We start from the raw sequence: 21,441 nt of genomic DNA on the forward strand, positions 1-21,441 counted from the left end.
CGAAGCAGCGCTCAACCCCAAGTCGACCGACTATCTCTACTTTGTCGCCAAGGGGGGCGGTGCCCACTATTTCTCCAAGACCCTCGATGAACACAATCGGGCGGTTCGCGAATACATATTGAAGAAACCCTAATGTCTAAATTTATTGTGATCGAAGGATTGGAAGGGGCAGGGAAGAGCTCGGCCGTACGTTATGTGACCGACTATTTGCAGCGTCACGGCATCAACCGGATCGAGTGCACCCGCGAGCCGGGTGGTACGCCGCTGGCCGAGCGGATGCGGGCCATCGTCAAAGAGGTGCACGACGAGCGCCTCACCATCGAGGCGGAATTGCTGCTGATGTACGCCTCCCGGGTACAACTGGTGGAGACCCGCATCAAACCCGCACTGGCCGACGGTGTCTGGGTGGTGGGTGATCGCCACGATCTCTCCTCCCAGGCCTATCAGGGGGGCGGCCGTGGTATCGATGCACAGCTTATCGGAGCCATCAAGCAGGCAGTGCTCGGCAACTTCAAACCGGATCTCACCCTCTATCTCGATATCGATCCTGCCCTTGGCTTGCAGCGTGCTCGCCATCGCGGCGAGCTGGATCGCATCGAACTGGAGCAACTGAGCTTCTTCGAGCGTACCCGAACTCGTTATCTCGAACTGGCCGCCAAGGACGATTCCATTGTGGTGATCGATGCGGCGCAAACGCCGGAACAGGTCAAAGCTGCCATCGAGCGTGCATTGGGTCACTATCTGTCGAACGAGCCGCTATGTATCCCTGGCTGATCCCCGACTGGCATGCCCTGAGCCAGACTGCCCAGTCCGGTCGTCTCGGCCACGCCTGGTTGTTGCTCGGCGATCCCGGCCTTGGCAAGGAGCAGCTGGCCGAGCGGTTGGCACGTTTGCACCTTTGCCAGCAACCGGATCGCGGAGAGCCCTGCGGTCACTGCCACTCTTGCCAGCTGTTTGACAAGGGTAACCACCCGGATCTCGGCACCATCACCCGCGACAGCAAGACCATCGGGGTCGAAGCTATTCGCGAGATCTGCACCCGGCTGCAGGGCTCTGCCCAGCTCGGTCGCGGCAAGGTGGTGATCATTCCTGATGCAGAGCGGATGACCGAATCGGCGGCCAACGCCCTGCTGAAAACCCTGGAAGAGCCGGCCGGCGACAGCTTGCTGTTGCTGATCGCTTCCCAGGTTTCGCGGTTGCTCCCCACCATTCTCAGTCGCTGTCACAAACATGTTTGTCAGTTGCCTGCGGAAGGGGAGACGGTACGCTGGTTGGCCGAGCAGGGTCATCAGGCCACGTTGGCTCAGGTGCGGATCTGTCAAGGGGCCCCGCTGCGAGTACTCGACTATATCGAGCAGCAACAGGACGGTACTCGCCGCGAATTGCTGGAACAGTTTGTCGCCCTGGGTCAAAGTCCGGTCAAGGCGATGGCACTGTGCAGCCAGCTGGGTCAGGAGACGCAGGTCAGGTTGCACTGGTTGCAGCTCTTCTTGTGCGATGCCCTGAAAACCCAGGCCGGATGTGGTCACCATCAACTGGCAATGCCGGATCTGGCCATCTTGAGTCAGCGGTTGGCGGAGCAGCACTCCAGCGAAAAACTGCTGGAAGCGGAGCAGCAGTTGGTTGCCCTCAAGGCAGCTTGCCAGCCGGGGCAGCTCTCCAATCCCACCATCCATCTGATGAACTGGCTCAGTCGCTGGTTATAAGTACCGACAAGCAGAAAGGTTTTATATGTTACTCGTTGATTCCCACTGTCATCTCGATCGCCTCAGCTATAGCAGCAAGCAGACCAGCATGGCCGATGTACTGGCCAAGGCCGCGAAACTGGATGTGGGATATTTTCTCTGTGTCAGTGTGACTCAGGCACAGTTCCCGACCATGCTCGAGGCGATCGCCTCCTATCCCCAGGTGTTTGCCTCTTGCGGGGTACACCCGCTCAATCAGGAACCCGGGGTGGATGCAGCCTTGTTGCTGACACAGGCTGCTGACGAAAGAGTGATCGCCATCGGCGAAACCGGGCTCGACTACTTCTACTCCCCCGAGAACAAAGAGGTGCAGCAAGCTTCTTTCCGCGAACATATCCGGGTTGCCCGTGCGCTGAACAAGCCGCTGATAATCCATACCCGCGATGCTCAACAAGATACCTTGCAGATCATGCGTGAAGAGGGAGCAGATCAGGTTGGCGGTGTGCTGCACTGTTTCACCGAGTCTCTCGAGATGGCGCAAGCCGCGATGGCGATGGGGTTCTATATCTCAATCTCCGGGATCGCCACCTTCAAAAATGCGTCTGCCCTGCAAGAGGTGGTCAAGGCTCTGCCCCTCGACAGATTGCTGGTCGAGACTGACTCGCCCTATCTTGCTCCTGTGCCGCATCGGGGGAGGGAGAACGAGCCCGCCTTTGTGCGTGACGTTGCGCAGTTTATTGCTGACCTGCGTCATATTCCGCTTAATGAATTGGCAGAAGCGACCAGCCGGAATTTCTTTGAACTGTTCAAACTGGCGACAAAATAATCCCCAAGCCCCGTTATTCGGGGCTTTTTATATTTCAAATATCAAGCTGATTACCCACCTGAATATTAATACCGTACGGTGTTATCTCTCACATTTTCCAGCCAATGTAACCTGTTCATCCATACAAACCTGAGTCGAATGATATTCCGATGTTTCGTTCATCTAATGTGGCCAAAGGGTATAAAAACAGCATGCTTTAAGTATCGATAATATTCATTATCGATACTTGATGTATGTGGAGGATCCTGTAAGATCCTCTCAAACTTCATATGAATCATAGAGTTCCGTGGCATATCCATCCTTGTCCAATCCAGCTCATCAGTCACTGCAGACTGTTTTCGATGCGCAGCTTAATAGTCGGGCACGCCGCTTTTTGCGCAGTGCAAAAGCGGATTCCACCCTCAATGCCTATCAGGCGGATACCCGTATTTTTGTCTTCTGGTGCCAATTGCACGGGCTTGATCCGCTGCAAACCACCCATCATGATATCATGAACTTTCTCGCTGATCAGGCCGATGGCGTATTGGCCGACTGGGTATGGCTGGATAAAGAGGAGGGAAAAGGGGAGCTGCGTAACGGTGAACCTCGTAAACCGGCAACCCTGGTGAGACGTCTGGCGGGGATCCGCTATGCCTTCAAGCAGAAAGGGATTCACCCCATGCCCACCGAACATCCCGAAATCAAGGAGATGATGCGCGGCATTGTCAGGTTGGGGGATAATCGCAAACGCAAAACCGGCGCCCTGACGTTGCAGCCATTGACCCAGGTGCTCGATGGCATCGACACCCATGATCTGGCGGGCTTGCGTGATTACACCCTGCTGCTCTTGATGTTCAGTGGCGCCTTGCGCCGCTCGGAAGCGGCCCGAATTGAGGTGAGCGACCTCGATTTTGTGGGGCAGGGGATCCGCCTTCGCCTCAAACCGAGCAAGCATCAGCTGCATGAAACCGAGATCGCCCTGATCCCGGGCAAGCAATATTGTCCTGTGTCGGCACTGCAAAACTGGCTGAGCAAAAGCCGGATCAGCGAGGGGCCGCTGTTTCGGCGCATGAATCGTTGGGGTCAACTGATGGCCGAACTACTCGGCCCCCAGGGCATCAATCTGATGATCAAACGCCGAACCGGCCAAACCATCGACGATCTTTACGTCAGTGGCCATAGCCTGCGGCGCGGATTTATCACCTCGGCGGTGACTGCCGGCAAGCCAATGAACAAGATCATCGAGGTAACGCGCCACAAGGATATGCGAACCCTGCAGGAGTACTTCGATGACGCCCATAAATTCTCCGATCATGCCCTTGATGGCTTGCTTTGACACAACTGCGTCACTTCTTTTTTTATGTTAAATGATATCCTGTTGATCTAATGATATATTTGCCGCGCAGCCTGTAGCCCAAAGGGGAAGGGCCATCTTCCTATGGATAATGGCATGTGATGAGAGATAACAAATCCGGAAATGGAAAATCGCAAGGACATATCCAAGAAATGACAGTGCGTGAAGAGCAAGAGGTGGTGCCCCAAAACAATGCCGAGCGGCAGCGCCAACATGTAAAACGCAAGCAGGAGACCCATACCCGGCTGCAATGCTGGATCAGCAATCGCCACGCCGAACGATTGGCCGCACTGGGTCTTCATCTCGAAGACAGTCAGGCATCACTCATCGAGCAGGCGATCGATCTGCTCTACCAACATGAGCTGGGTAGAGAACCTCCGTTTGAAAACAGAGTCGCCACACTGGTCGAAGAGACCGTTGAATAGACACAAGAGTGAAGTAACAGCGAAACGTGAAGAGATAAAAAAAGCCAGGTACGAATTCCTTGTACCTGGCATAGGGGAATTGGCTCCTTGCAGAGCCGTGCGCTAACTGGTGTTCGGATTGCCTTAAGCTTAGACAAGGCTCAAGGCTTTTCAAGATCCGAAGAAAAGTTCAACCAGAGTGTGGGTATTTCAGACTCGTTCAAGTGCTGATGCACCGAACGGCACACTACGCATTGAACAGATTGTTGTCACGCACCAGCTCGCGGGGGAGGACATTCTTGACCCGACTACCCACCCATTTCCCCATGCCCAGGGTATGCCCCTGATAGCGGACGATCACCTCGCCAGCGCCAGCATCCTGTTCTGGCCAGACGTCCCGCCCCATCATGAATTCCCGCGCATTGGCGCTATCCAGTTCGACTACGCCCTTGCTCGCTTTATCGCCATAGGCCAGTGCCCACTCATGAGTGAGGCGATAGCCTTTCTTGAAGGTCTCAGCCAACTTGATGCCAATGCGATCGAAACGAAGCTTGCCTTGCACCAGATCAAACCGCTCGGGGAAGAGCCAGATCTCGTCATTGCGGCCAAACAGCTGACCCTGCGGTGCCACCCCGAAGTTGGCTTCAATCTCGCACAACATGGATTCCACCTCTTTGGCAGGAAGCGGCGCAAAGGGGAATTTACCCAGCTTGCCCGGCTTGAACATGGTGTTGGGCACCGAGTGATGCTTGCGCAATCTGGCGACGAAAAAGCCTTCACTGTCGAAGATCTGGGGCCAAACGTGCAGATATCCCTCGGATGTGCAGGCCTGCTCTGCATGGGGGAACAGGTCTGCCAACGAATCAAAACTCAAGGCATCGCCAAACTTGTCCAACAAGGATTGGCAAACCGCTTGGTTCTCCTGCTCACTCAAGGTGCAGGTGGAGTAGACCAGTACGCCACCCGGTTTCAAGGCATGGAAGGCGCTCTCAAGCAACCCTTGTTGCACCGTCGCAATCTCGTCGATGCTCTCGATGCTCCAGTTGCGCAGCGCATCTTCATCCTTGCGCACCGTGCCTTCACCGGAGCAGGGGGCATCGAGCAGGATGGCATCGAATGTCTCCGGCAACCACTGGCCAAATACCTTGGCATCAAAATGGGTCATGCCTACATTGGTCACGCCGCAGCGCTGGATATTGGCGCTAAGCACTTTCAACCGGCTGCTGGAAAACTCGTTGGCAACCAGCATCCCCTGATTGTTCATCAAGGCGGCTATCTGGGTGGTCTTGGAGCCGGGGGCCGCCGCCGCATCCAGCAACATGCCATCCGCCTTGATCTTGTCGCTGGCAAAGAGTGCCGTCACCGGCAGCATGGAGCTCGCTTCCTGAATGTAGAAGAGCCCGCTCAAGTGCTCGGCGGTGTTGCCAAGTGGGACGGTTTCATCGCTGCGGGTCAGCCAGAAGCCAGTATCACACCAGGGGACAGGGTCAAGCTGCCAACCCAGTGGCTCCATCAGAGCGACGAAATCCGAGACGGCGATCTTCAAGGTATTGACCCGAATGCTGCGGCGCAGCGGACGTCGACAACTGGCCACGAACTCATCCATCGAGAGATGGGCCGGCATGATGGCCGCAATGTGGCGTAAAAAGTAATCGGGAAGGAAGGTGTTGTCGTGCACTGTGCCGTCTCGTTGACCGAAAAAGAGGGGCGATATCCTACCACAAGGCTAAGAATATTCTGAATCTGAACCCTATCAACAGGTACCGGAATATAAAAAAGCCCGGCACTATGCCGGGCTTGGATGAGATACAAAGGGAAGAGATCAGGGCTGGATACGCGGACTCCACTCCAGCCACTCTTTCTCGGCCTTGCCGTAAAGCGGATAGCTGTGGCCCGCTTTGACGGTCGGCCCCATCTCCTTCTCCGGCGTATTAAAAGCAATGCCGCCGGCCAGCAGGCTCTGCACCGTCTCCACTTCGATGGTGCCACCGGTCAGCCCGATATCCGCCTTGACCCCGGAGACATTCCAGAAACGGGAGTTGGCCCGCACCAGATGGGCATACTCCTGATCCACGTTGACATCGATCACCACCTCGCTGCCATCCCGAGCCAGCGCCACCTTGGTGACACTGCCCACCACCATCTTGCGAAACAGCAGCGGACTGCCGACGCTTAGGCCATTGACGGAGGGGCTCTTGAGGGTCAGGGCCAGACCCAGAGGACCGGTCTGACTCAAAGGGAAACGATCTTTGCCAGCGCCTTTACCGGGTTGTGCTTCTACAAACGCCCCCTTGATCAGGGTATCGAGGTGAGCGACACCGCCCAGCCCCAGCTTGGCCTGCACCAGAGTAAAGCGGGCGCCGGACTGCAGGAAACGCTCGGCGTAGTGGCCATCGAGTTCGGCCTTGAAGATCACCTGACCCAGAGACGGCTCCAGCTCGATCTCTTCGATTTTGCCGATATCGACCCCGCGATAGCGGATCGGGCTGCCAATCCCGAGCCCCGGATTGCTCTCTGCCACCAGTGACAGCTGGCGCACCTTGGCCTTGGCTTGTTCCCTGGAATCGAACAGTTGATGGCTACTGCGGCCATTGGCCAACCGATCGAACTCGATGGCACCGCGCAGCAGGGTACCGAGGTTACCCACCTTGACTTGCACCCCATCGACCCGCACCTTGGTGTCGATGGCCGGTTTTTTCCAGAATTGGGGTTGTTGGGCGAGGAGGGGAGCATAGACTCCATCAATCTCGAGTTCGATCTCGACCCCCTCTTTGGCGGCGCGCAGCTGTTTGACCATGCCCGCTTCCAGCCCCAGATAAAGCACAGGCGAGCCAATGCCAATGCCATCGGCCTGATCTGCCTTGAGCAACCAGCGCTGGGGCTTGGCATCACGGGTACCGAGCAGTGCCAGCTCCTGACTGGGGTAGAGACGGTTAATCCGCTCGCCACTGCTGGCTTGTACCAGCTTGATCCCGCCTCCCAACCAGGCACTGGCCGGACTGGTTTCTACTTTGATGCCGCTCAGATCGGCATCGATCTGCAGCGGGGCAGCGCGATAGAAGCGGGCACGATTGAGCAGATGGCCATAGTTCGGCGCCATCACCAGCTCAACGCTGGCATTGCCGCGTGCATCCAGGGTGAGCTGGCTGATACGGCCCACCTGCAATCCCTTGTACCAGACAGGTGCATCCTGATTGAGCCCCGCCAGATCGTCAGCCTGCAGCGTCACCTTGGTGCCGCTCTGGGGGGCGCGATCGGTCAGTGTCATCTTCTGTACCGGTTTACCCGCTACATAGTCGAGGCGAATGGCCGGGCCGGTAAGCAGGCGATCTGCATGCTGCACGCCGGTCGCGGAGAGGGAGACACTCTCCCACACCAGTTGGCTCTTGTCGGTAATGCGATAGGCCTGCTCAGGATTGATCAATGCCGTGACTACGCGGCCTTTGTCGGTGAGACGAATGGGGTCGATACGACCAATCTCGATCCCCTCATAGAGGATGGGCATCCCCTCTTTGACCGGAAGATCGCCAGCCGCAATGTTGATACGCTCGCCACGCGCCGCTTCCGCCAGTCCTTTATAGAGGACGAAAGTCTGTCCCTTCTCAGGCTCCGGTGAATCTTTTGGTGAGTCAAAGGCAATGCCGCCGCTCAGAATGGAGGTGAGGCTGCCAGCCTCCACGCTCACACCGGCCAGACTGAAGGAGCCCTTGATGCCGCTGATGTTCCAGAAGCGGGTATCGGCTTTGACCAGATGCTCGAAACGCGGTTCGATCACCAGATCAAGAATGACATTCTGATTGTCCTGACCCAGGCGGGTATTGATGACGCTGCCGACCTCGATACCGCGGAAATAGAGCTTGGCGCCAATTCCAACAGAACCCAGCGAATCGGCGGTCAGGTGCAGCATGCGACCCTGAGCCTGATAGCCGGGAGGAGGGCCCTCCAGTGCATCGAAGGTCTCCTCCAGCGGATTGCTTTCACGCCCTGGTTGCAGGTTGATGTAGTTGCCGGATACCAAGGTATCTAGGCCAGAGATCTCGGTCAGCGACGCCTTGGGGCTCACCAGCCAGAAGTCGGATCCCTTGCGGATCAGCGGTCTGGCACGGCTATCAATCTTGGCCATCACCGCAATCTTGCGGCCATCTTCAGCCAGCTCCAGCTCTTGCACCACGCCGATGGCTACCCCCTGATAACGAACCTGGGTTTTACCCGGCAAGATGCCGTTGCCCTGGGCGAAGTTGATCTGGATAAGCTGGCCACGGCTCAATACCTGCTGATAGAGAAAGCCACCTGCCAGCAGCAGGGCTATCAGGGGTAACAGCCAGACCGGCGATAACCAGCGACGCTTTTCAATGACGGGTTCAGCCCCGATCATACCGACTCCTTATTGGCTGGATTAAACAGCACATCAGACAAAAACAGAGAAATCATCAACGGGCCGCCTTGTCCCACAGTAAACGGGTATCGAGCATGCGGGCCGACATCATGGTCAGCACCACCACACCGGCAAAGGCGGTGGCCCCAGGGCCTGCGCGGACACTCAGCAGCACACCCCGATCGACCAGCGCCACCATCAGAGAGATCACGAACAAGTCCAGCATCGACCAGCGACCGATAAAATCGATCACCCGATACATCACCAGCTGGCGCTTGCGCCGCACCGGCTTGGCCCGCTGCAACTGCCAGCAGATCCAGCCCAGACCCAATATTTTGCCCACTGGCACCAGTATGCTGGCGGTGAGGACTATGGTGGCAATCCCGCTCATCTTGCTGCGATAGAGCATCATGATACCGCTGAAGATGGTATCTGACTGCAGTAACCCCTTGTTGTAGAAATGGGTAATGGGCAATAGATTGGCAGGCAGCAACATGAAGGTGGCGAGCGCCAGCAAGCCCCACGACCAGGCGAGGGAGCGGGGAATGCGCACCTGTAATTTGCTGCTGCAACGGGGGCAGACTGCCCCGGCTTGATAACGCACCAGCAAACCGCAGGTATGGCAGCGGCAGAGCCCCATCTCACGGGCGCTGGTCATGTTCCGGCTCCTTTAACGGGATCCGCGTCCAGTAGGGGGCGGGGTCAAACAGGATCAGCAGGGTCATGTTGAGCAGCATCAAAATACCGAGACTGAGCAAGCCGCCACCGAGGCGCACATCGGCGATGTCGATCAGTTTGAACAGGGCAACCAGCAGGCTGACGATATAGACCTCCAGCATGGCCCAGTGGCGAAACACCTCGACCAGCTTCAAGGTGACGGGAAGAATGTGCCAACGTTTGGCCAGACCCGAAGCCAGCGCAAAGATCCCTGCCAATAACCCCACCGGCGCCAACACGGCGCACCAGAGCACCAGGCTGGCCACCCACCATTCTCCCTCACCAAACAGCACCAGAATACCGCGCAGCAGGTCGGCGTCGGTGTTGACCCCCGCCAGCCGCAGATAGATCAGCGGTTCAAAAAAAGCGGAGGGCAGCAGCAGAAAACCGGTGATGGTCAGGGCCATCAACTGGGAAGGACGAAAGGCATAACGGCCATAGAGATGCTGATGACAACGCGGGCAGTGGGCATGACGACGCAGCGGCAGTGCTTTGCGCTGGATCAGCAAGTCGCACGCCGGACAGACAATTACGGAACCGGGCTCCATCATACAATTCAACCTGTTGAAGGAATTGGTGAAATTTACCCTAAAACCGGTTTCCTGTCTTGCCTGCAGCCGGAATGTTACGAAAGTATAATTGACGTTAACGTAAACGTGATATTAGATAGCCAGACTAGACAGGTGAAAGGAGTCATGATGTCCAGTTTGTCCCCCTCGGCAGGCTTGCGCTTTCGCACCGCCCTTGCCAATGAACATCCCCTGCAGATCGTCGGCACCATCAATGCCTATATGGCGTTGATGGCCGAGCGCAGTGGTTTTCAAGCTATTTATCTCTCAGGTGCCGGAGTAGCCAATGCCTCCTACGGCTTGCCAGATCTTGGTATGACCTCCCTCAACGACGTGCTGATCGATGCCGAGCGGATCACCGCCGCAAGCCGTGTGCCGCTACTGGTCGATATCGATACCGGCTGGGGCGGGGCATTCAATATCGCCCGCACCATCCGCGCGTTTGAGCGAGCCGGAGTGGCAGCCGTCCATATGGAAGATCAGGTGGCCCAGAAGCGCTGCGGTCATCGCCCCAACAAGGCGGTGGTGTCGCTGGAGGAGATGTGCGATCGCATCAAGGCCGCAGTGGATGCCCGCGAGAATAGCGAGTTCGTCATCATGGCCCGCACCGATGCACTGGCGGTGGAGGGGATGGAGTCGGCTCTTGAGCGCACCGCTGCCTATGTGGCCGCCGGTGCCGACATGATCTTCGCCGAGGCGGTGACCGAGCTTGCCCAGTACGACCAGTTCAAGCAGGCGGCCAAAGTACCGATCCTCGCCAACATGACCGAGTTCGGTAAAACCGAGCTGTTTGACAAAGAGTTGCTTGCCGCCCACGGGGTCGCCATGGTGCTCTATCCCTTGAGTGCCAACCGGGCCGCCAATCAGGCCGCCCTCAACGTCTATCACCATATTCGCCAGGATGGCCATCAACGCGCCGTCGTGGAGATCATGCAGACCCGGGAGTCGCTCTACGACTTCCTCGGATATCACCACTACGAGCAGACCCTGGATCGTCTGTTTACAGCCAAGGAATAGGAGGCAGCTTATGGGACAGCAAAAACCGTTGGGTGGGGCAGGTCTGCGCGGGCAGAGTGCAGGGGAGACCAGTATCTGCACCGTGGGCAAGAGTGGCACTGGTCTTACCTATCGCGGCTATGACATCAAGGAGCTGGCCGACAGCGCCCAGTTTGAGGAGGTCGCCTATCTGCTGCTCAAGGGGGAGTTGCCAGATGAGCAGCAGCTTGACGCCTACAAGCGCGAGCTGCGTCGCCTGCGCACCTTGCCCCAGCCGCTGCTGGAGGTACTGGAGCGCATTCCCGCCGATGCCCATCCCATGGATGTGCTGCGCACTGGCTGCTCCATGCTCGGCGATCTGGAGCCGGAAGATGGTTTCGAGCATGAGCATGAAGTGGCGGATCGGCTGCTGGCCGCCTTCCCGGGCATTCTGATCTACTGGTACAAGTTCAGCCACGAGGGCGTACGCATCGCCCTCGATACCGATGAAGAGTGCATCGGTGGCCACTTTCTGGCGCTGCTGCACCAAAAAGCGCCGAGCGAGCTGGAGCGCCGGGTGATGCATGTCTCCCTTATCCTCTACGCCGAGCATGAGTTCAACGCATCCACCTTTGCGGCGCGGGTCTGCGCCTCGACCCTTTCCGACATGTTCTCCTGTATCACTGCCGCCATCGGTACCCTGCGCGGCCCGCTCCATGGCGGTGCCAACGAGGCGGCCATGGCGATGATCGAACACTGGCAGGATGAAGAGCAGGCAAGGCGCGAACTGCTGGCCAAGTTGGCGGCCAAGGAGAAGATCATGGGCTTTGGCCACGCCATCTACCGCACTTCTGATCCGCGCAACGTCATCATCAAGGAGTGGTCGGCCAAGCTCGCCGAGGCGGTGGGGGATGAGCGTCTCTACCGCGTCTCCTGCGAGGCGGAGAAGGTGATGTGGGAAGAGAAAGAGCTCTTTCCCAACGCCGACTTCTTCCATGCCAGCGCCTATCACTACATGGGGATCCCGACCAAGCTGTTCACGCCTATCTTCGTCTGCTCGCGGGTCACCGGCTGGTGCGCCCACGTGATGGAGCAGCGCGAGCACAACCGGATCATCCGCCCGAGCGCCGATTATGTCGGCCCGGCCCCCCGTCACTTTGTCTCTCTACAACAACGATAAGGAAGTCACGATGTCCGCCAACGTCGACGTCAACCACAGACCCGAGCCCGATCAGGTGCTGGTCGATATTGCCGATTATGTCTGCAACCACCCCATTACCAGCCAGGCGGCCCTCGACACCGCCCGCTACTGCCTGATGGATACGCTGGGCTGTGGCCTGCTGGCCCTGCGCTTCCCCGAGTGCACCAAGCACCTTGGCCCCATAGTCCCAGGTACACTGGTACCCCATGGTGCCCGGGTGCCCGGTACCCAGCTCTGCCTCGATCCGGTCAAGGCAGCCTGGGACATCGGCGCCATCATCCGCTGGCTCGATTACAACGACACCTGGCTGGCCGCCGAGTGGGGTCACCCATCCGACAATCTGGGCGGTATTCTGGCCACTGCTGACTGGCTCTCCCGTACTCGCGTGGCCGAGGGCAAGGCGCCGCTCACCATGGCCGATGTGCTGGTGGCCATGGTCAAAGCCCACGAAATTCAGGGTGTGCTGGCGCTGGAGAACTCCTTCAACCGGGTTGGTCTCGATCACGTGGTGCTGGTCAAGGTCGCCAGCACCGCCGTGGTGACTCACATGCTGGGGGGCACCCGCGATCAGGTGATCGATGCGGTCTCCCAGGCCTGGGTCGATGGCCAGAGCCTGCGGACCTACCGTCATGCCCCCAATGCAGGGTCGCGCAAGAGCTGGGCGGCGGGGGATGCCACCTCCCGTGCAGTGCGCCTCGCCCTTATCACCATGAGCGGCGAGATGGGCTATCCCGGTGTACTGAGCGCCCCCAAGTGGGGCTTCTACGATGTGCTGTTCAAGGGCAACCAGTTCGCCCTGCATCAGGGGTACGGCAGCTATGTGATGGAGAACGTGCTGTTCAAGATCTCCTATCCCGCCGAGTTCCACGCCCAGACTGCGGTAGAGTGCGCCATGAAGCTGCACGGTCAGGTGAAGGGGCGTCTGGAGGAGATCGACCGCATCGAACTCACCACCCATGAGTCGGCCATTCGCATCATCAGCAAGGTCGGCTCCCTCAATAACCCCGCCGATCGGGATCACTGCCTGCAGTACATGGTGGCGGTACCGCTCATCTTCGGTCGCCTGATCGCCGAGGATTACGAGGATGACGTGGCGGCCGATCCCCGCATCGACGTGCTACGCGGCAAGATGGTGGTACAGGAGGATAAACGCTACAGCCGCGAGTATCTGGAGGCAGACAAGCGCTCCATTGCCAACGCCATCCAGATCTTCTTCAAGGACGGTACTCACACCGCCAAGGTGGAGGTGGAGTATCCGGTCGGCCATCGTCGCCGTCGGGAGGAGGGGATCCCGCTGCTGGTGGATAAATTCCAGCACAATCTGGCCACCCGCTTCCCGGCCAAACGGGTCAGCGACATTCTGGCCCTCTGTCAGGATGGGCCGCGCCTTGCCGCCACCCCGGTACACGCCTTTATGGATCTGTTGGTGATCTGACCGGTGTTGTATTGGGCAACATATCGGCAAACAGCGATAAACGAAAAGCGGGCCCATCGGCCCGCTTTGTTATTCTGGCGGCTTATCCCTCGATAAGCCTTACCCCAGCGCACTGCTGTCGCCGTTAAAGAGCGCCGTCATAATGGCCATCTCGCGACTGGCGATGGTCTCGAGGAACTCGTTGGCACGCCCCATCTGATGACACACCTGATAACCACGCTCGACAAAGGAGAAAAGCTCGCCAAGCCCCGCCAAATGGGCGGGCCCTGACACCAGCTTGAGGGTCGCCCCCAGCAGCGGTTTTCTCGCCAGCCTGTCCAGCGTCATCCCAAGCTCGCTCACCAACGCAATCTGATGCTCCCGGCGCGCCTGCTCGCCTACGGCACGATAGGCGATGGTGTAGTGGTCCGGCGTGATGGGAGCTATGCCATCAATGCGCCGCAGCGCCACCACCATCAGGTAATCCAGCTCTTCGGAGAGAGCGTCGAGCTCGATCGCCTGCGCCAGCACCTTGAGGCCGGACTCCGGCAACAGCCGTTCGGCGGTCGGCATCACCCGCATCACGTCCGCATCGCGGCGGGCGCAATCCCCCGGGCCATAGAGGTCGGTCAGGAAAAACTCGGCGGCGGGGCCGTAGCGGTCACTCTCCAGCAGATCTCGATGGGTTCGCCCCAACCGGTCGGCCTGCCACTGGCGTAGCCGATCCCGATCCTGCAGATCTTCCGGGTGGGCACGCATCTGCTCGCGCAAGGCTGCAACCCGCTTGAGCTGGCGGTAGAGCCGACCCAGGGTGCTATCGTCGTCGTGGGCATGTTCTTGATGCGTCATCTACAGCTCTCTGGCCTTGGGCCCATTGATGGGAATTCGGTGATACGAAGATACAAGTGAATGAAAAACAAGCAGCTTTTGCTGACCGTTCCGTGACAAGTGTAGCGCGCACGGGGGAGGGAATAAATGCCATGCCACGCTGATGGCCTGCATCCCTCTCGACTCTGTTAAGTGAGTCCCATTTATGTGAACCATCCTTTCATTTGTTGTGAACATGTGTTTAATATCAATAACTAACTTATGACCCAGAGTAACGACCATGTTCTTCAACTCGCTTGCTGGCAGCAGCGCACTCTCTACCATCCAGATCAGCCGTCAGCATCCGCTGGGACTGGCCGCCGCCCGGATCGCGGCCGAAGCCATCGCTGCGGACATGAGCGAGAGCTATCAACTCGATTGCGAATGGGCGGATGAAGAGGAGACCGAGCTACGCTTTCGCGGCTCAGGGGTACATGGCACTCTCACCTTGGACGAAGATACCCTGGAACTGGAAGTGCATCTTGGTTTGATGCTGTTGCCAGTACGCAGCGTGCTGGAGCAAGAGATCCTCGATTATGTCGACAATCGCTTACCTTGCCCCAAACGTGTTTGAAACTCTTCGTTGCACTGGTTTTAAATAAACCAGCTGTAAACGATGGCTGTTTGAAATAAGTTTGCAAGCCATGTGGTTTTTCAGATTTATTATCCAGCGAGGTCTCGATTCTATTTGTAAGTAATCTTTCATCTTTATTTCATATTTCGAGTCGGCACTCATTAAAGTCATTCTGATTGCATCAAGCCTTCATCCGGATATGAGGGAAGGTGCAATTTGCCGCCTCGGTAAATTCATTTTGTAGGGAAACAACCATGCCACTGAGTGAATTTATCTCCTGCGTCGATACCGCCTGGTTACGCATGGACAGACCCAACAACCTGATGCAGATCATCGGTGTCCTGATGTTTGAAGGAGAGCTTGATGAAACGCGTCTGCGGGCCGGATTGCGCCATACCATTTCGGTGCAACCCCGTTTCCACCAGCGGGCCGTGCTGGAGGGGGGCTCCTACTACTGGCGCCATGATCCCGATTTCGATCTCGATCAGCACCTCAAGCGAGTGATCCTGCCGGGTGAAGCGGGCAAGCTGGAGCTGGAGAAGCTGGTGGCCGATCTCGCCTCGACGCCGCTCAACCACCAGCGCTTGCCCACCCAGCGAAGTGTCGGTCAGGTGCATATCCCACAGGGGGCGCTGGTGGTGCGCATTCACCACGCCATGGGCGATGGCTTCTCGCTGGTGCGAGCCATGCTGACCATGATGGATAACACACCGGAAGGGGCGCCGCGACCACCGTCACCGGAGCCACTGGATGACAGCGATGACGAGGATGAGGAGGATTGCCACCAGGGCAGCCGTCTGGTGTGGGCCGGTCTCAAGCTGACCGGTAGCCTCTGGTCCAAATATGTCGAAGTGGTCACCCATCCCACCAAGGCGGTGGATTACCTCAAGACCGGGCGGGATGTGGCGAGCGAGCTGTGCAATATCGCCACCCTCGGTGATGACTCCCCCTGCCGCCTGCGGGGCAAGACCACCAGCACCAAGCGGGTGGCCTGGTCGGAGCAAATTGATCTGCCGGATATCAAGGCAGTGGGCAAGGTACTGGGCTGCTCGGTCAACGATCTGCTGATCGCCGCCACCGCAGGGGCGTTCCGCCACTACCTGCAGGAGAAGGGGGATGATGCCAACAAGGTCAAGATCCGCGCCCTGGTGCCGGTCAATATGCGAGCACCGGATGATGAGGGGGCACTTGGCAACCGCTTCGGGCTGGTGGCCCTGGACTTGCCACTGGATGTTGAACACCCGTTGCAGCGGCTCTATACCGTGCGTGACCGGATGCAGGCACTGCGCACCTCGCTGCAACCCGTGGTGGTACTCAACCTGTTACATGCCCTTGGCATGGCCCCCAATGCGGTGCAGCAGCAGGCAGTCGAGCTGCTCACGGCCAAAGCCAGTGCAGTGATCACCAACGTGCCCGGCCCGCAGCAGACCCTCTATCTGGCCGGTGCAAAACTACGCCAACCACTGTTCTGGGTGCCGCAATCGGGGGATATCGGCGTCGGCGTCTCCATCCTCTCTTACGATCACAAGGTGCAGCTGGGCCTTATCACCGACAAGAAGCTGGTACCGGATCCGGATCGGGTGGTCGAGCGGTTTGCGGTGGAGTTCGAACAACTGCTGTTGCTGGTGCTGATGGAACCGGAGCTGCTGTTTGACCCCAACGGGCTGGATGCGCTGCTCGGTTGAGCGAGCATTTGAGCGACCAGTGACAGCGTAGCCAACCGGACTGCACCCATCATAAAAGAGGCCAACCCGTGGGTTGGCCTCTTGTTTTGTTGTCTATCCGTGACAAGAGTGGCGGTTAATCCTCCAACTCTTCCCGCGCCGCCTCCACATCGAGGCGCTCCATGGCATCCATAGGTTCGCACTCGGCCGCTTCAGCATAGAGGGCTTCGGCGGCTTTCAGGCGGCTCTTGCCGTGCAGCATCACCTGTGCGTTGGCGTACTCCATGCGGGCGATAGCCGAGTCGGGGATCAGCGCCAGCGCTTCCTTGAAGTGACGCTCGGACTCCTCCTTCTTGGCGCCGTAGGTGAGGCCGCCGATCATGGCCCCCAGCTTGTCGACGATCTCCGCGTGCCAGGCACCAAAGGCAATATGGGCCTCGGCGTGATCTGGCGCCAGCTCCAGCGCCTTCTCAAGGCTTGCCTTGATCTTGTCGCCAATTCCTTGCGAGAGGGCCTTGGAGATGGAAATGACCTGACTGTAGCGACCGAGTGCCAGCGCGTGGAAATACCAGGCATTGGCGTTCTTGGGCTGACGCTTTTGCAGCTTCTCGGCATGGCTGGCTGCCCGCTCGAAGGCGGCTCGCTTGGCATACTTGTCTTCCAGCAGATAGCTGGCGTGGATCACCAACGCCTTGTTTGCCACATTGAGGCCCGCCTCACCGGCCGCTTCGCCAAGGGCGACAGCCCGTGCAAAATCCCCGGCATGATAGGCCCGCCAGGCATCCTGTACCTGCTCATCCTCGGGCCAGGGTTCGGCATCCCCCTGATGGAGACGATCCCAGTTGTCCGCCAGCTTCTGGCCAGCATACTCATAGGCCGCATCCGCGTAGGGGAAGGGGACAAATTCGAGTTGTGAAGTGGTCATGCTTGTTCTCCCTGTAGCATGTGAATCAAACCTTGTCGGTATAGTGGTGGGCGAGGGCGCCAAGATGAGCGCGGGCATCGGCCCGCAAATAGGGTGCGACCAGCTGCATCACCTGAAAGACGCCGAGGGCAATATCGGCGTCCGCCTTGGGATGCAGTGCCCGCTGGTAAGAGATCCAGAATGTGCCCACCAGCGCCACATTGGCCGCCAGCGTGCGCATCTGTTGCGCCGTGCCCTCCATCAGCCCGACTGTTTGCAGATGGTTGCAAATGGCGATGGCGGTATGCTCCTTGTGGCGCAGCAGGGCGGAAAAGCGCTGTTCAACCTGATGATAACCACTCATCAGGGTCGCGATATCGTAGTAGAGGAAACGGTACTGCCAGATGGCTTCAAACATCAGGTGGAGAAAGAGCCAGATATCTTCTGGCTCATCGGACGGGGTGCTGACCGCCTCCAGCAGGCGATCCATCTGCTGTTCAAATTCGCAGAACAGGGCGTTGACGATCTCCTCCTTGTTGTGGAAGTGGTAGTAGAGATTGCCCTGGCTGATCTCCATCTCGGCCGCAATGGCCGAGGTGGTGACGCTGGGTTCCCCTTGTCGATTGAAGCAGGCGAGGGCAGTTGTCAGGATCCGCTCCCGGGTACGGCGTTTGGGTTTGCGATCCATGCTACTCCTTTGGTGATGAACGGCGCACGCCGTGGCGATAGCGTTTGGCAAGCCAGTGCTGCAACTGCTCCAGCGACTTGTCGAGGGCGGCGACCGAGCCAATGCCGGGGGCCAGCAGGGTGCGATCTTCATCGGCCAGCGCGGCCAAATTGAGCTCGAGGCCATGCTTGGCCAGCACCGGCGCCAACTCGTCACGGCGCTGCCAGAGATCGCGGCGGGTATGCTGGTAAGCGTGCTCGCAGAGGCGGCGGCGATCCCGGTAACTGAACACATTGGTGAAGAACATCTCGCCATCGGCAGAAGAGGGCTCAAACAGCAAGGCGTCGGCGTCGGGATATTGGTGTTTGTAGCGATCCATCCCCACATGCATGCGGGAGTGGATGATGGCGCGAAAAGTCTGGGCCAGTACCACCGGCAGACCGCTGTCCACCAGATTGGTGGGCGCGCCGGCGGCCATGTCCGCATCATAGGGCACCAGCGGATTGATGCAGAACACCAGATCCGCCCCCTCTTCCAGCGCTACCGAAGCGTGCAGAGTCTTGATCAGCGCCCCGTCCACATAGTAACGCCCGTTAATCAATGAAGGGGGAAAGAGGCCGGGCAGGGCGGCTGACGCCTGTACCGCCGCCGAGATGGGCACGTCATCGAGCCCCGGGCTACCGAAGGCGACCGGATGGCCGGTATCGAGTTCGGTAGCGACCACAAACAGTCGACTGCGCAGCTGGCGGAAATCGTTGCTGCGGCCGGGACGAGAAAAAAACTGGGTCAGGGTGCGATCCACCCCGCGGTTGTCGAACAGTCCGGTCGGAATGGCCTTGGAGAGCCCCTGCAGCGATTCAAACAGGCTGCGCTTCCAGGGCGCCGCCAAATAGTAGGTCAGGCTCTGCCAAGCCAGTGGCGGGATCGAGGTCAGGCGGTCGGCATATTCACGAAAGGCGGGACGCAGCAAGGTGGCCGGGTCAAACATCTCCCCCGAATCATCGCTGAGCAGGATCCGCACCAGCTTCGCCGGCGAGATGCCGTTGGCCAGCGCCGACGCCACCACGGCCCCTGAACTGACGCCGACATAGATATCGGCATGGTCAAGGCGCAAGCCACTGATGCTGTCAGAGAGGGCTGCGCAGGCACCGATCTCGTAGATGCCGCCGAGCGGCCCGCCGCCAGCAAGGGCAATTGCGATGGTACTCATAGCGTCGCCTCTCTATCCATGACATTCACCATGACAAGACCGGCCCAGCGCAGGGCATGGGCCGGTATCAATCACCTTCCGCCACCGCGAGGGATCAGGGCAGGACGCTCTCTGCTTTGGCCTTCACCTCTTTCACCGCATCTTCCGCAGCGGAGAGGAGATCGGCGGCCTGCTCAACCACGGCCTCTTTAGCCTTGGCTACCGGTGCCTTCTTTACCGGAGGCTTGCGGGCAGCGGGCTTTTTGGCGGCAGCCGGTTTGGCTTCAGCGGCCGGAGCCTCTTCGTCCTGGGCATCCAGCAGCTGTTGCACCACGTCGGTCAGCTCGGCCATGCGCTTGGAGAGCTTGTCGATGTCCTTGCGAGTCGGGATACCCAGACTGGCTACGGCGCGGGCCACGCGATCTTCAAACACCTGCTCCAGACGACCCCAGGTATTGGCGGTCTTGTCGGTCACAGCGGCAATCTTCTCATCTGCGCTCTGACGGGTTTTGGCCTGCAATGCTTCCCCTTCCTGCACTAGGGCTTCAAAGATCTTGCCACCCTCTTCCTGCGCCTTGGCATAGGCTCCCAGACCCGCCAACCAGATCTGCTGGGTGGACTCCTTGATGGTGGAGGTGAGTTGGTTGTCGGTCACTGACCCTGCCAGCGCTTTCAATTTCTTAGCCATGATCTTCTCCTTGAATAACGACAGTTAAATGTAATGGCGACAACGAAACTGCAATCGGGTTGTGGCATTACTGATTTTTCAACTTCAGTCTAGGGACAAAAAATAGAGGGTTCTACCTAATAACGGAACAGGCACACCACCGAAATTAGGGTTTGCTCACGAACCGACAATCAAATTGCGGATTCCCATATGAATCGTGATATATCTAACAACCTAGTAACACCCTAATCAGTAGCAGGATTCTCTTTATGAACTATTTCATTACTGGCGGTAGTGGTTTTATCGGGCGTAGATTGATCAAAAAGTTATTCCAACAGCATCCCGACTGTATCGTCTATTTTCTGATGCGCGCCTCTCATCAGGATAAATTGCCGGAGTTATTTGCATTCTGGAATGTGGATGAATCGCGCGCAGTCCCGGTTTTTGGCGACATGACGCAACCGCTGCTGGGGGTATCGGTCGAGATGCAGGAGCAGTTGATCGGTAAGATCGACCACTTCTTCCATCTGGCTGCCATCTATGATCTCAACGCCAAGGCCGGGATCCAGCAGCAGGTCAACACCGAAGGGACCCGTCAAGCCGTTCAACTTGCCGAGCGGCTGGGGACGGGGCAGTTCCATCACTGCAGCTCCATCGCTGCAGCGGGCCTGTTCGATGGTCTGTTTCGCGAGGACATGTTCGATGAGGCAGAGCACCTCGACATGCCTTACTTCCAGACCAAGCACGAAGCGGAAGGGATTGTGCGAAACGAGTGCACAGTTCCGTCGCGAGTCTATCGACCGGGGATCGTTGTCGGTGACTCCAACACCGGCGAGATGGACAAGATCGACGGCCCTTACTACTTCTTCAAGACCATCCAGAAGCTGCGCCGTCTGCTGCCGCCCTGGATGCCGGCCATCGGAGTTGAGGGCGGGCGCATCAACATAGTGCCGGTCAACTTTGTGGTCGATGCCATGGTGCATATCGCCCATCAAGAGGGCGAGGAGAACAAAACCTTCCACCTGACCGACCCCAACCCGATGCGGGTTGGCGACATGCTGAGCACCTTCTCCCGCGCCGCCCATGCGCCAGAGCCTGCGATCCGCATCAACGCCTCTCTCTTTAACTTCATTCCCCGCCACCTGACCGCCATGCTGATGACTATGGCGCCGGTGCGCCGTATCCGCGATGCCGCCATCGCCGATCTGGGTCTGCCGAAGGATGTGTTCCGCCTTATCAGTTACCCCACCCGTTTCGACAGTCGCGAAACCCAGCGGGTACTGAAAGGGACCGGCATCGAAGTACCGCCGCTGCACAGCTACGCCTGGCGGCTGTGGGATTACTGGGAACGTCACCTCGACCCGGAGCTCTTCATCGATCGCTCCCTGCGTGGTCGGGTCGAGGGCAAGG

General features: G+C 58.4%; 22 protein-coding genes. 12 read left to right on the forward strand and 10 right to left on the reverse strand.

The genetic code is table 11. The features are described 5' to 3' along the window. The 4 genes from AACS18_RS16220 to AACS18_RS16235 all read left to right on the forward strand — a co-directional run. Nucleotides 1-133 (forward strand): endolytic transglycosylase MltG (locus AACS18_RS16220; protein WP_181363304.1); only part of this gene is annotated, 133 nt, incomplete at its 5' end. After that, nucleotides 133-774 (forward strand): dTMP kinase, encoded by a 642-nt coding sequence (gene tmk / locus AACS18_RS16225; protein WP_108612715.1) that lies wholly within the window; start codon nt 133-135, stop codon nt 772-774. The genes AACS18_RS16220 and tmk, both read left to right, overlap by 1 nt. Continuing rightward, entirely contained in the window at nt 759-1,706 is a 948-nt protein-coding gene (gene holB / locus AACS18_RS16230) for a DNA polymerase III subunit delta' (protein WP_108612716.1), read from the forward strand. Before tmk ends, holB begins: the two co-directional genes overlap by 16 nt. 25 nt (nt 1,707-1,731) lie before the next feature. After that, nucleotides 1,732-2,511, forward strand: coding sequence for a TatD family hydrolase (locus AACS18_RS16235; RefSeq protein ID WP_108612717.1), 780 nt, complete (start codon nt 1,732-1,734; stop codon nt 2,509-2,511). 322 nt (nt 2,512-2,833) lie between these two features. On the opposite strand, the gene AACS18_RS16240 is transcribed toward AACS18_RS16235, so the two are convergent. Continuing rightward, nucleotides 2,834-2,995 (reverse strand): hypothetical protein, encoded by a 162-nt coding sequence (locus AACS18_RS16240; protein ID WP_258228742.1) that lies wholly within the window; start codon nt 2,993-2,995, stop codon nt 2,834-2,836. A 6-nt stretch (nt 2,996-3,001) separates the two neighbouring features. On the opposite strand from AACS18_RS16240, the gene AACS18_RS16245 reads away from it, so the two are divergent. Then, nucleotides 3,002-3,826 (forward strand): tyrosine-type recombinase/integrase, encoded by an 825-nt coding sequence (locus AACS18_RS16245; RefSeq protein WP_258228743.1) that lies wholly within the window; start codon nt 3,002-3,004, stop codon nt 3,824-3,826. Nucleotides 3,827-3,996: 170 nt separating this feature from the next. Continuing rightward, a complete protein-coding gene (locus AACS18_RS16250) occupies nt 3,997-4,269 on the forward strand; it encodes a RepB family protein (protein WP_181363305.1) in 273 nt (90 codons plus the stop codon). 226 nt (nt 4,270-4,495) lie between these two features. On the opposite strand, the gene rsmF is transcribed toward AACS18_RS16250, so the two are convergent. The 4 genes from rsmF to AACS18_RS16270 form a co-directional block, all read right to left on the reverse strand. Next, the gene (gene rsmF, locus AACS18_RS16255; protein ID WP_108612719.1) at nt 4,496-5,926 is read right to left on the reverse strand and encodes a 16S rRNA (cytosine(1407)-C(5))-methyltransferase RsmF; all 1,431 of its coding nucleotides are present in this window, start codon (nt 5,924-5,926) and stop codon (nt 4,496-4,498) included. 144 nt (nt 5,927-6,070) lie between these two features. Further along, nucleotides 6,071-8,623: an MlaD family protein gene (locus AACS18_RS16260; RefSeq protein ID WP_108612720.1), complete on the reverse strand. Its 2,553-nt coding sequence runs from the start codon at nt 8,621-8,623 to the stop codon at nt 6,071-6,073. Nucleotides 8,624-8,678: 55 nt separating this feature from the next. Then, a complete protein-coding gene (locus tag AACS18_RS16265) occupies nt 8,679-9,281 on the reverse strand; it encodes a paraquat-inducible protein A (protein ID WP_005333132.1) in 603 nt (200 codons plus the stop codon). Then, the gene (locus AACS18_RS16270) at nt 9,265-9,891 is read right to left on the reverse strand and encodes a paraquat-inducible protein A (RefSeq protein ID WP_108612721.1); all 627 of its coding nucleotides are present in this window, start codon (nt 9,889-9,891) and stop codon (nt 9,265-9,267) included. Before AACS18_RS16270 ends, AACS18_RS16265 begins: the two co-directional genes overlap by 17 nt. A gap of 147 nt (nt 9,892-10,038) precedes the next feature. On the opposite strand from AACS18_RS16270, the gene prpB reads away from it, so the two are divergent. From prpB to AACS18_RS16285, 3 genes are read left to right on the forward strand one after another with little or no spacing between them, the layout of a single operon-like run. Beyond that, entirely contained in the window at nt 10,039-10,926 is an 888-nt protein-coding gene (prpB, locus tag AACS18_RS16275; RefSeq protein WP_108612722.1) for a methylisocitrate lyase, read from the forward strand. Between the two features lie 10 nt (nt 10,927-10,936). After that, a complete protein-coding gene (gene prpC / locus AACS18_RS16280; protein WP_108612723.1) occupies nt 10,937-12,064 on the forward strand; it encodes a bifunctional 2-methylcitrate synthase/citrate synthase in 1,128 nt (375 codons plus the stop codon). A gap of 10 nt (nt 12,065-12,074) precedes the next feature. Further along, entirely contained in the window at nt 12,075-13,520 is a 1,446-nt protein-coding gene (locus tag AACS18_RS16285; RefSeq protein ID WP_108612724.1) for a bifunctional 2-methylcitrate dehydratase/aconitate hydratase, read from the forward strand. A 99-nt stretch (nt 13,521-13,619) separates the two neighbouring features. Here AACS18_RS16285 and AACS18_RS16290 read toward each other — a convergent pair whose 3' ends face one another. Next, nucleotides 13,620-14,348 carry an FFLEELY motif protein gene (locus tag AACS18_RS16290; RefSeq protein WP_108612725.1) on the reverse strand — a complete coding sequence of 243 codons (729 nt, stop codon included), beginning with the start codon at nt 14,346-14,348 and terminating at the stop codon, nt 13,620-13,622. A gap of 259 nt (nt 14,349-14,607) precedes the next feature. Here AACS18_RS16290 and AACS18_RS16295 point away from each other — a divergent pair, with 259 nt between their 5' ends. Next, a complete protein-coding gene (locus AACS18_RS16295; protein ID WP_100645872.1) occupies nt 14,608-14,940 on the forward strand; it encodes a polyhydroxyalkanoic acid system family protein in 333 nt (110 codons plus the stop codon). A 254-nt stretch (nt 14,941-15,194) separates the two neighbouring features. Next, on the forward strand, nt 15,195-16,625 hold the full coding sequence (locus AACS18_RS16300; protein ID WP_108612726.1) for a wax ester/triacylglycerol synthase family O-acyltransferase: 1,431 nt from the start codon (nt 15,195-15,197) through the stop codon (nt 16,623-16,625). 115 nt (nt 16,626-16,740) lie between these two features. On the opposite strand, the gene AACS18_RS16305 is transcribed toward AACS18_RS16300, so the two are convergent. From AACS18_RS16305 to AACS18_RS16320, 4 genes are all read right to left on the reverse strand, one after another. Continuing rightward, a complete protein-coding gene (locus AACS18_RS16305) occupies nt 16,741-17,529 on the reverse strand; it encodes a hypothetical protein (protein ID WP_021230122.1) in 789 nt (262 codons plus the stop codon). A gap of 25 nt (nt 17,530-17,554) precedes the next feature. Then, a complete protein-coding gene (locus AACS18_RS16310; RefSeq protein WP_108612727.1) occupies nt 17,555-18,196 on the reverse strand; it encodes a TetR/AcrR family transcriptional regulator in 642 nt (213 codons plus the stop codon). Nucleotide 18,197: 1 nt separating this feature from the next. Then, a complete protein-coding gene (locus AACS18_RS16315; RefSeq protein WP_108612728.1) occupies nt 18,198-19,385 on the reverse strand; it encodes a patatin-like phospholipase family protein in 1,188 nt (395 codons plus the stop codon). 94 nt (nt 19,386-19,479) lie between these two features. Continuing rightward, a complete protein-coding gene (locus AACS18_RS16320) occupies nt 19,480-20,052 on the reverse strand; it encodes a phasin family protein (protein ID WP_108612729.1) in 573 nt (190 codons plus the stop codon). Between the two features lie 248 nt (nt 20,053-20,300). On the opposite strand from AACS18_RS16320, the gene AACS18_RS16325 reads away from it, so the two are divergent. Continuing rightward, nucleotides 20,301-21,441, forward strand: a 1,141-nt coding sequence (locus AACS18_RS16325; RefSeq protein ID WP_181363306.1) for an SDR family oxidoreductase, incomplete at its 3' end; no start/stop codon positions are given.

Source organism: Aeromonas sp. HMWF015, from assembly GCF_963878965.1.
In the GTDB taxonomy this organism is placed as follows: Bacteria; Pseudomonadota; Gammaproteobacteria; order Enterobacterales; family Aeromonadaceae; genus Aeromonas; species Aeromonas veronii.

Bases quoted from the DNA above. Each gene is read 5' to 3' on its own strand.
- tmk (WP_108612715.1), top strand. From the start codon at position 133: ATGTCTAAATTTATTGTGATCGAAGGATTGGAAGGGGCAGGGAAGAGC.
- holB (WP_108612716.1), top strand. From the start codon at position 759: ATGTATCCCTGGCTGATCCCCGACTGGCATGCCCTGAGCCAGACTGCC.
- AACS18_RS16235 (WP_108612717.1), top strand. From the start codon at position 1,732: ATGTTACTCGTTGATTCCCACTGTCATCTCGATCGCCTCAGCTATAGC.
- AACS18_RS16240 (WP_258228742.1), bottom strand. From the start codon at position 2,995: ATGATGGGTGGTTTGCAGCGGATCAAGCCCGTGCAATTGGCACCAGAA.
- AACS18_RS16245 (WP_258228743.1), top strand. From the start codon at position 3,002: ATGAACTTTCTCGCTGATCAGGCCGATGGCGTATTGGCCGACTGGGTA.
- AACS18_RS16250 (WP_181363305.1), top strand. From the start codon at position 3,997: ATGACAGTGCGTGAAGAGCAAGAGGTGGTGCCCCAAAACAATGCCGAG.
- AACS18_RS16260 (WP_108612720.1), bottom strand. From the start codon at position 8,623: ATGATCGGGGCTGAACCCGTCATTGAAAAGCGTCGCTGGTTATCGCCG.
- AACS18_RS16265 (WP_005333132.1), bottom strand. From the start codon at position 9,281: ATGACCAGCGCCCGTGAGATGGGGCTCTGCCGCTGCCATACCTGCGGT.
- AACS18_RS16270 (WP_108612721.1), bottom strand. From the start codon at position 9,891: ATGATGGAGCCCGGTTCCGTAATTGTCTGTCCGGCGTGCGACTTGCTG.
- prpB (WP_108612722.1), top strand. From the start codon at position 10,039: ATGTCCAGTTTGTCCCCCTCGGCAGGCTTGCGCTTTCGCACCGCCCTT.
- prpC (WP_108612723.1), top strand. From the start codon at position 10,937: ATGGGACAGCAAAAACCGTTGGGTGGGGCAGGTCTGCGCGGGCAGAGT.
- AACS18_RS16285 (WP_108612724.1), top strand. From the start codon at position 12,075: ATGTCCGCCAACGTCGACGTCAACCACAGACCCGAGCCCGATCAGGTG.
- AACS18_RS16290 (WP_108612725.1), bottom strand. From the start codon at position 14,348: ATGACGCATCAAGAACATGCCCACGACGACGATAGCACCCTGGGTCGG.
- AACS18_RS16295 (WP_100645872.1), top strand. From the start codon at position 14,608: ATGTTCTTCAACTCGCTTGCTGGCAGCAGCGCACTCTCTACCATCCAG.
- AACS18_RS16300 (WP_108612726.1), top strand. From the start codon at position 15,195: ATGCCACTGAGTGAATTTATCTCCTGCGTCGATACCGCCTGGTTACGC.
- AACS18_RS16305 (WP_021230122.1), bottom strand. From the start codon at position 17,529: ATGACCACTTCACAACTCGAATTTGTCCCCTTCCCCTACGCGGATGCG.
- AACS18_RS16310 (WP_108612727.1), bottom strand. From the start codon at position 18,196: ATGGATCGCAAACCCAAACGCCGTACCCGGGAGCGGATCCTGACAACT.
- AACS18_RS16315 (WP_108612728.1), bottom strand. From the start codon at position 19,385: ATGAGTACCATCGCAATTGCCCTTGCTGGCGGCGGGCCGCTCGGCGGC.
- AACS18_RS16320 (WP_108612729.1), bottom strand. From the start codon at position 20,052: ATGGCTAAGAAATTGAAAGCGCTGGCAGGGTCAGTGACCGACAACCAA.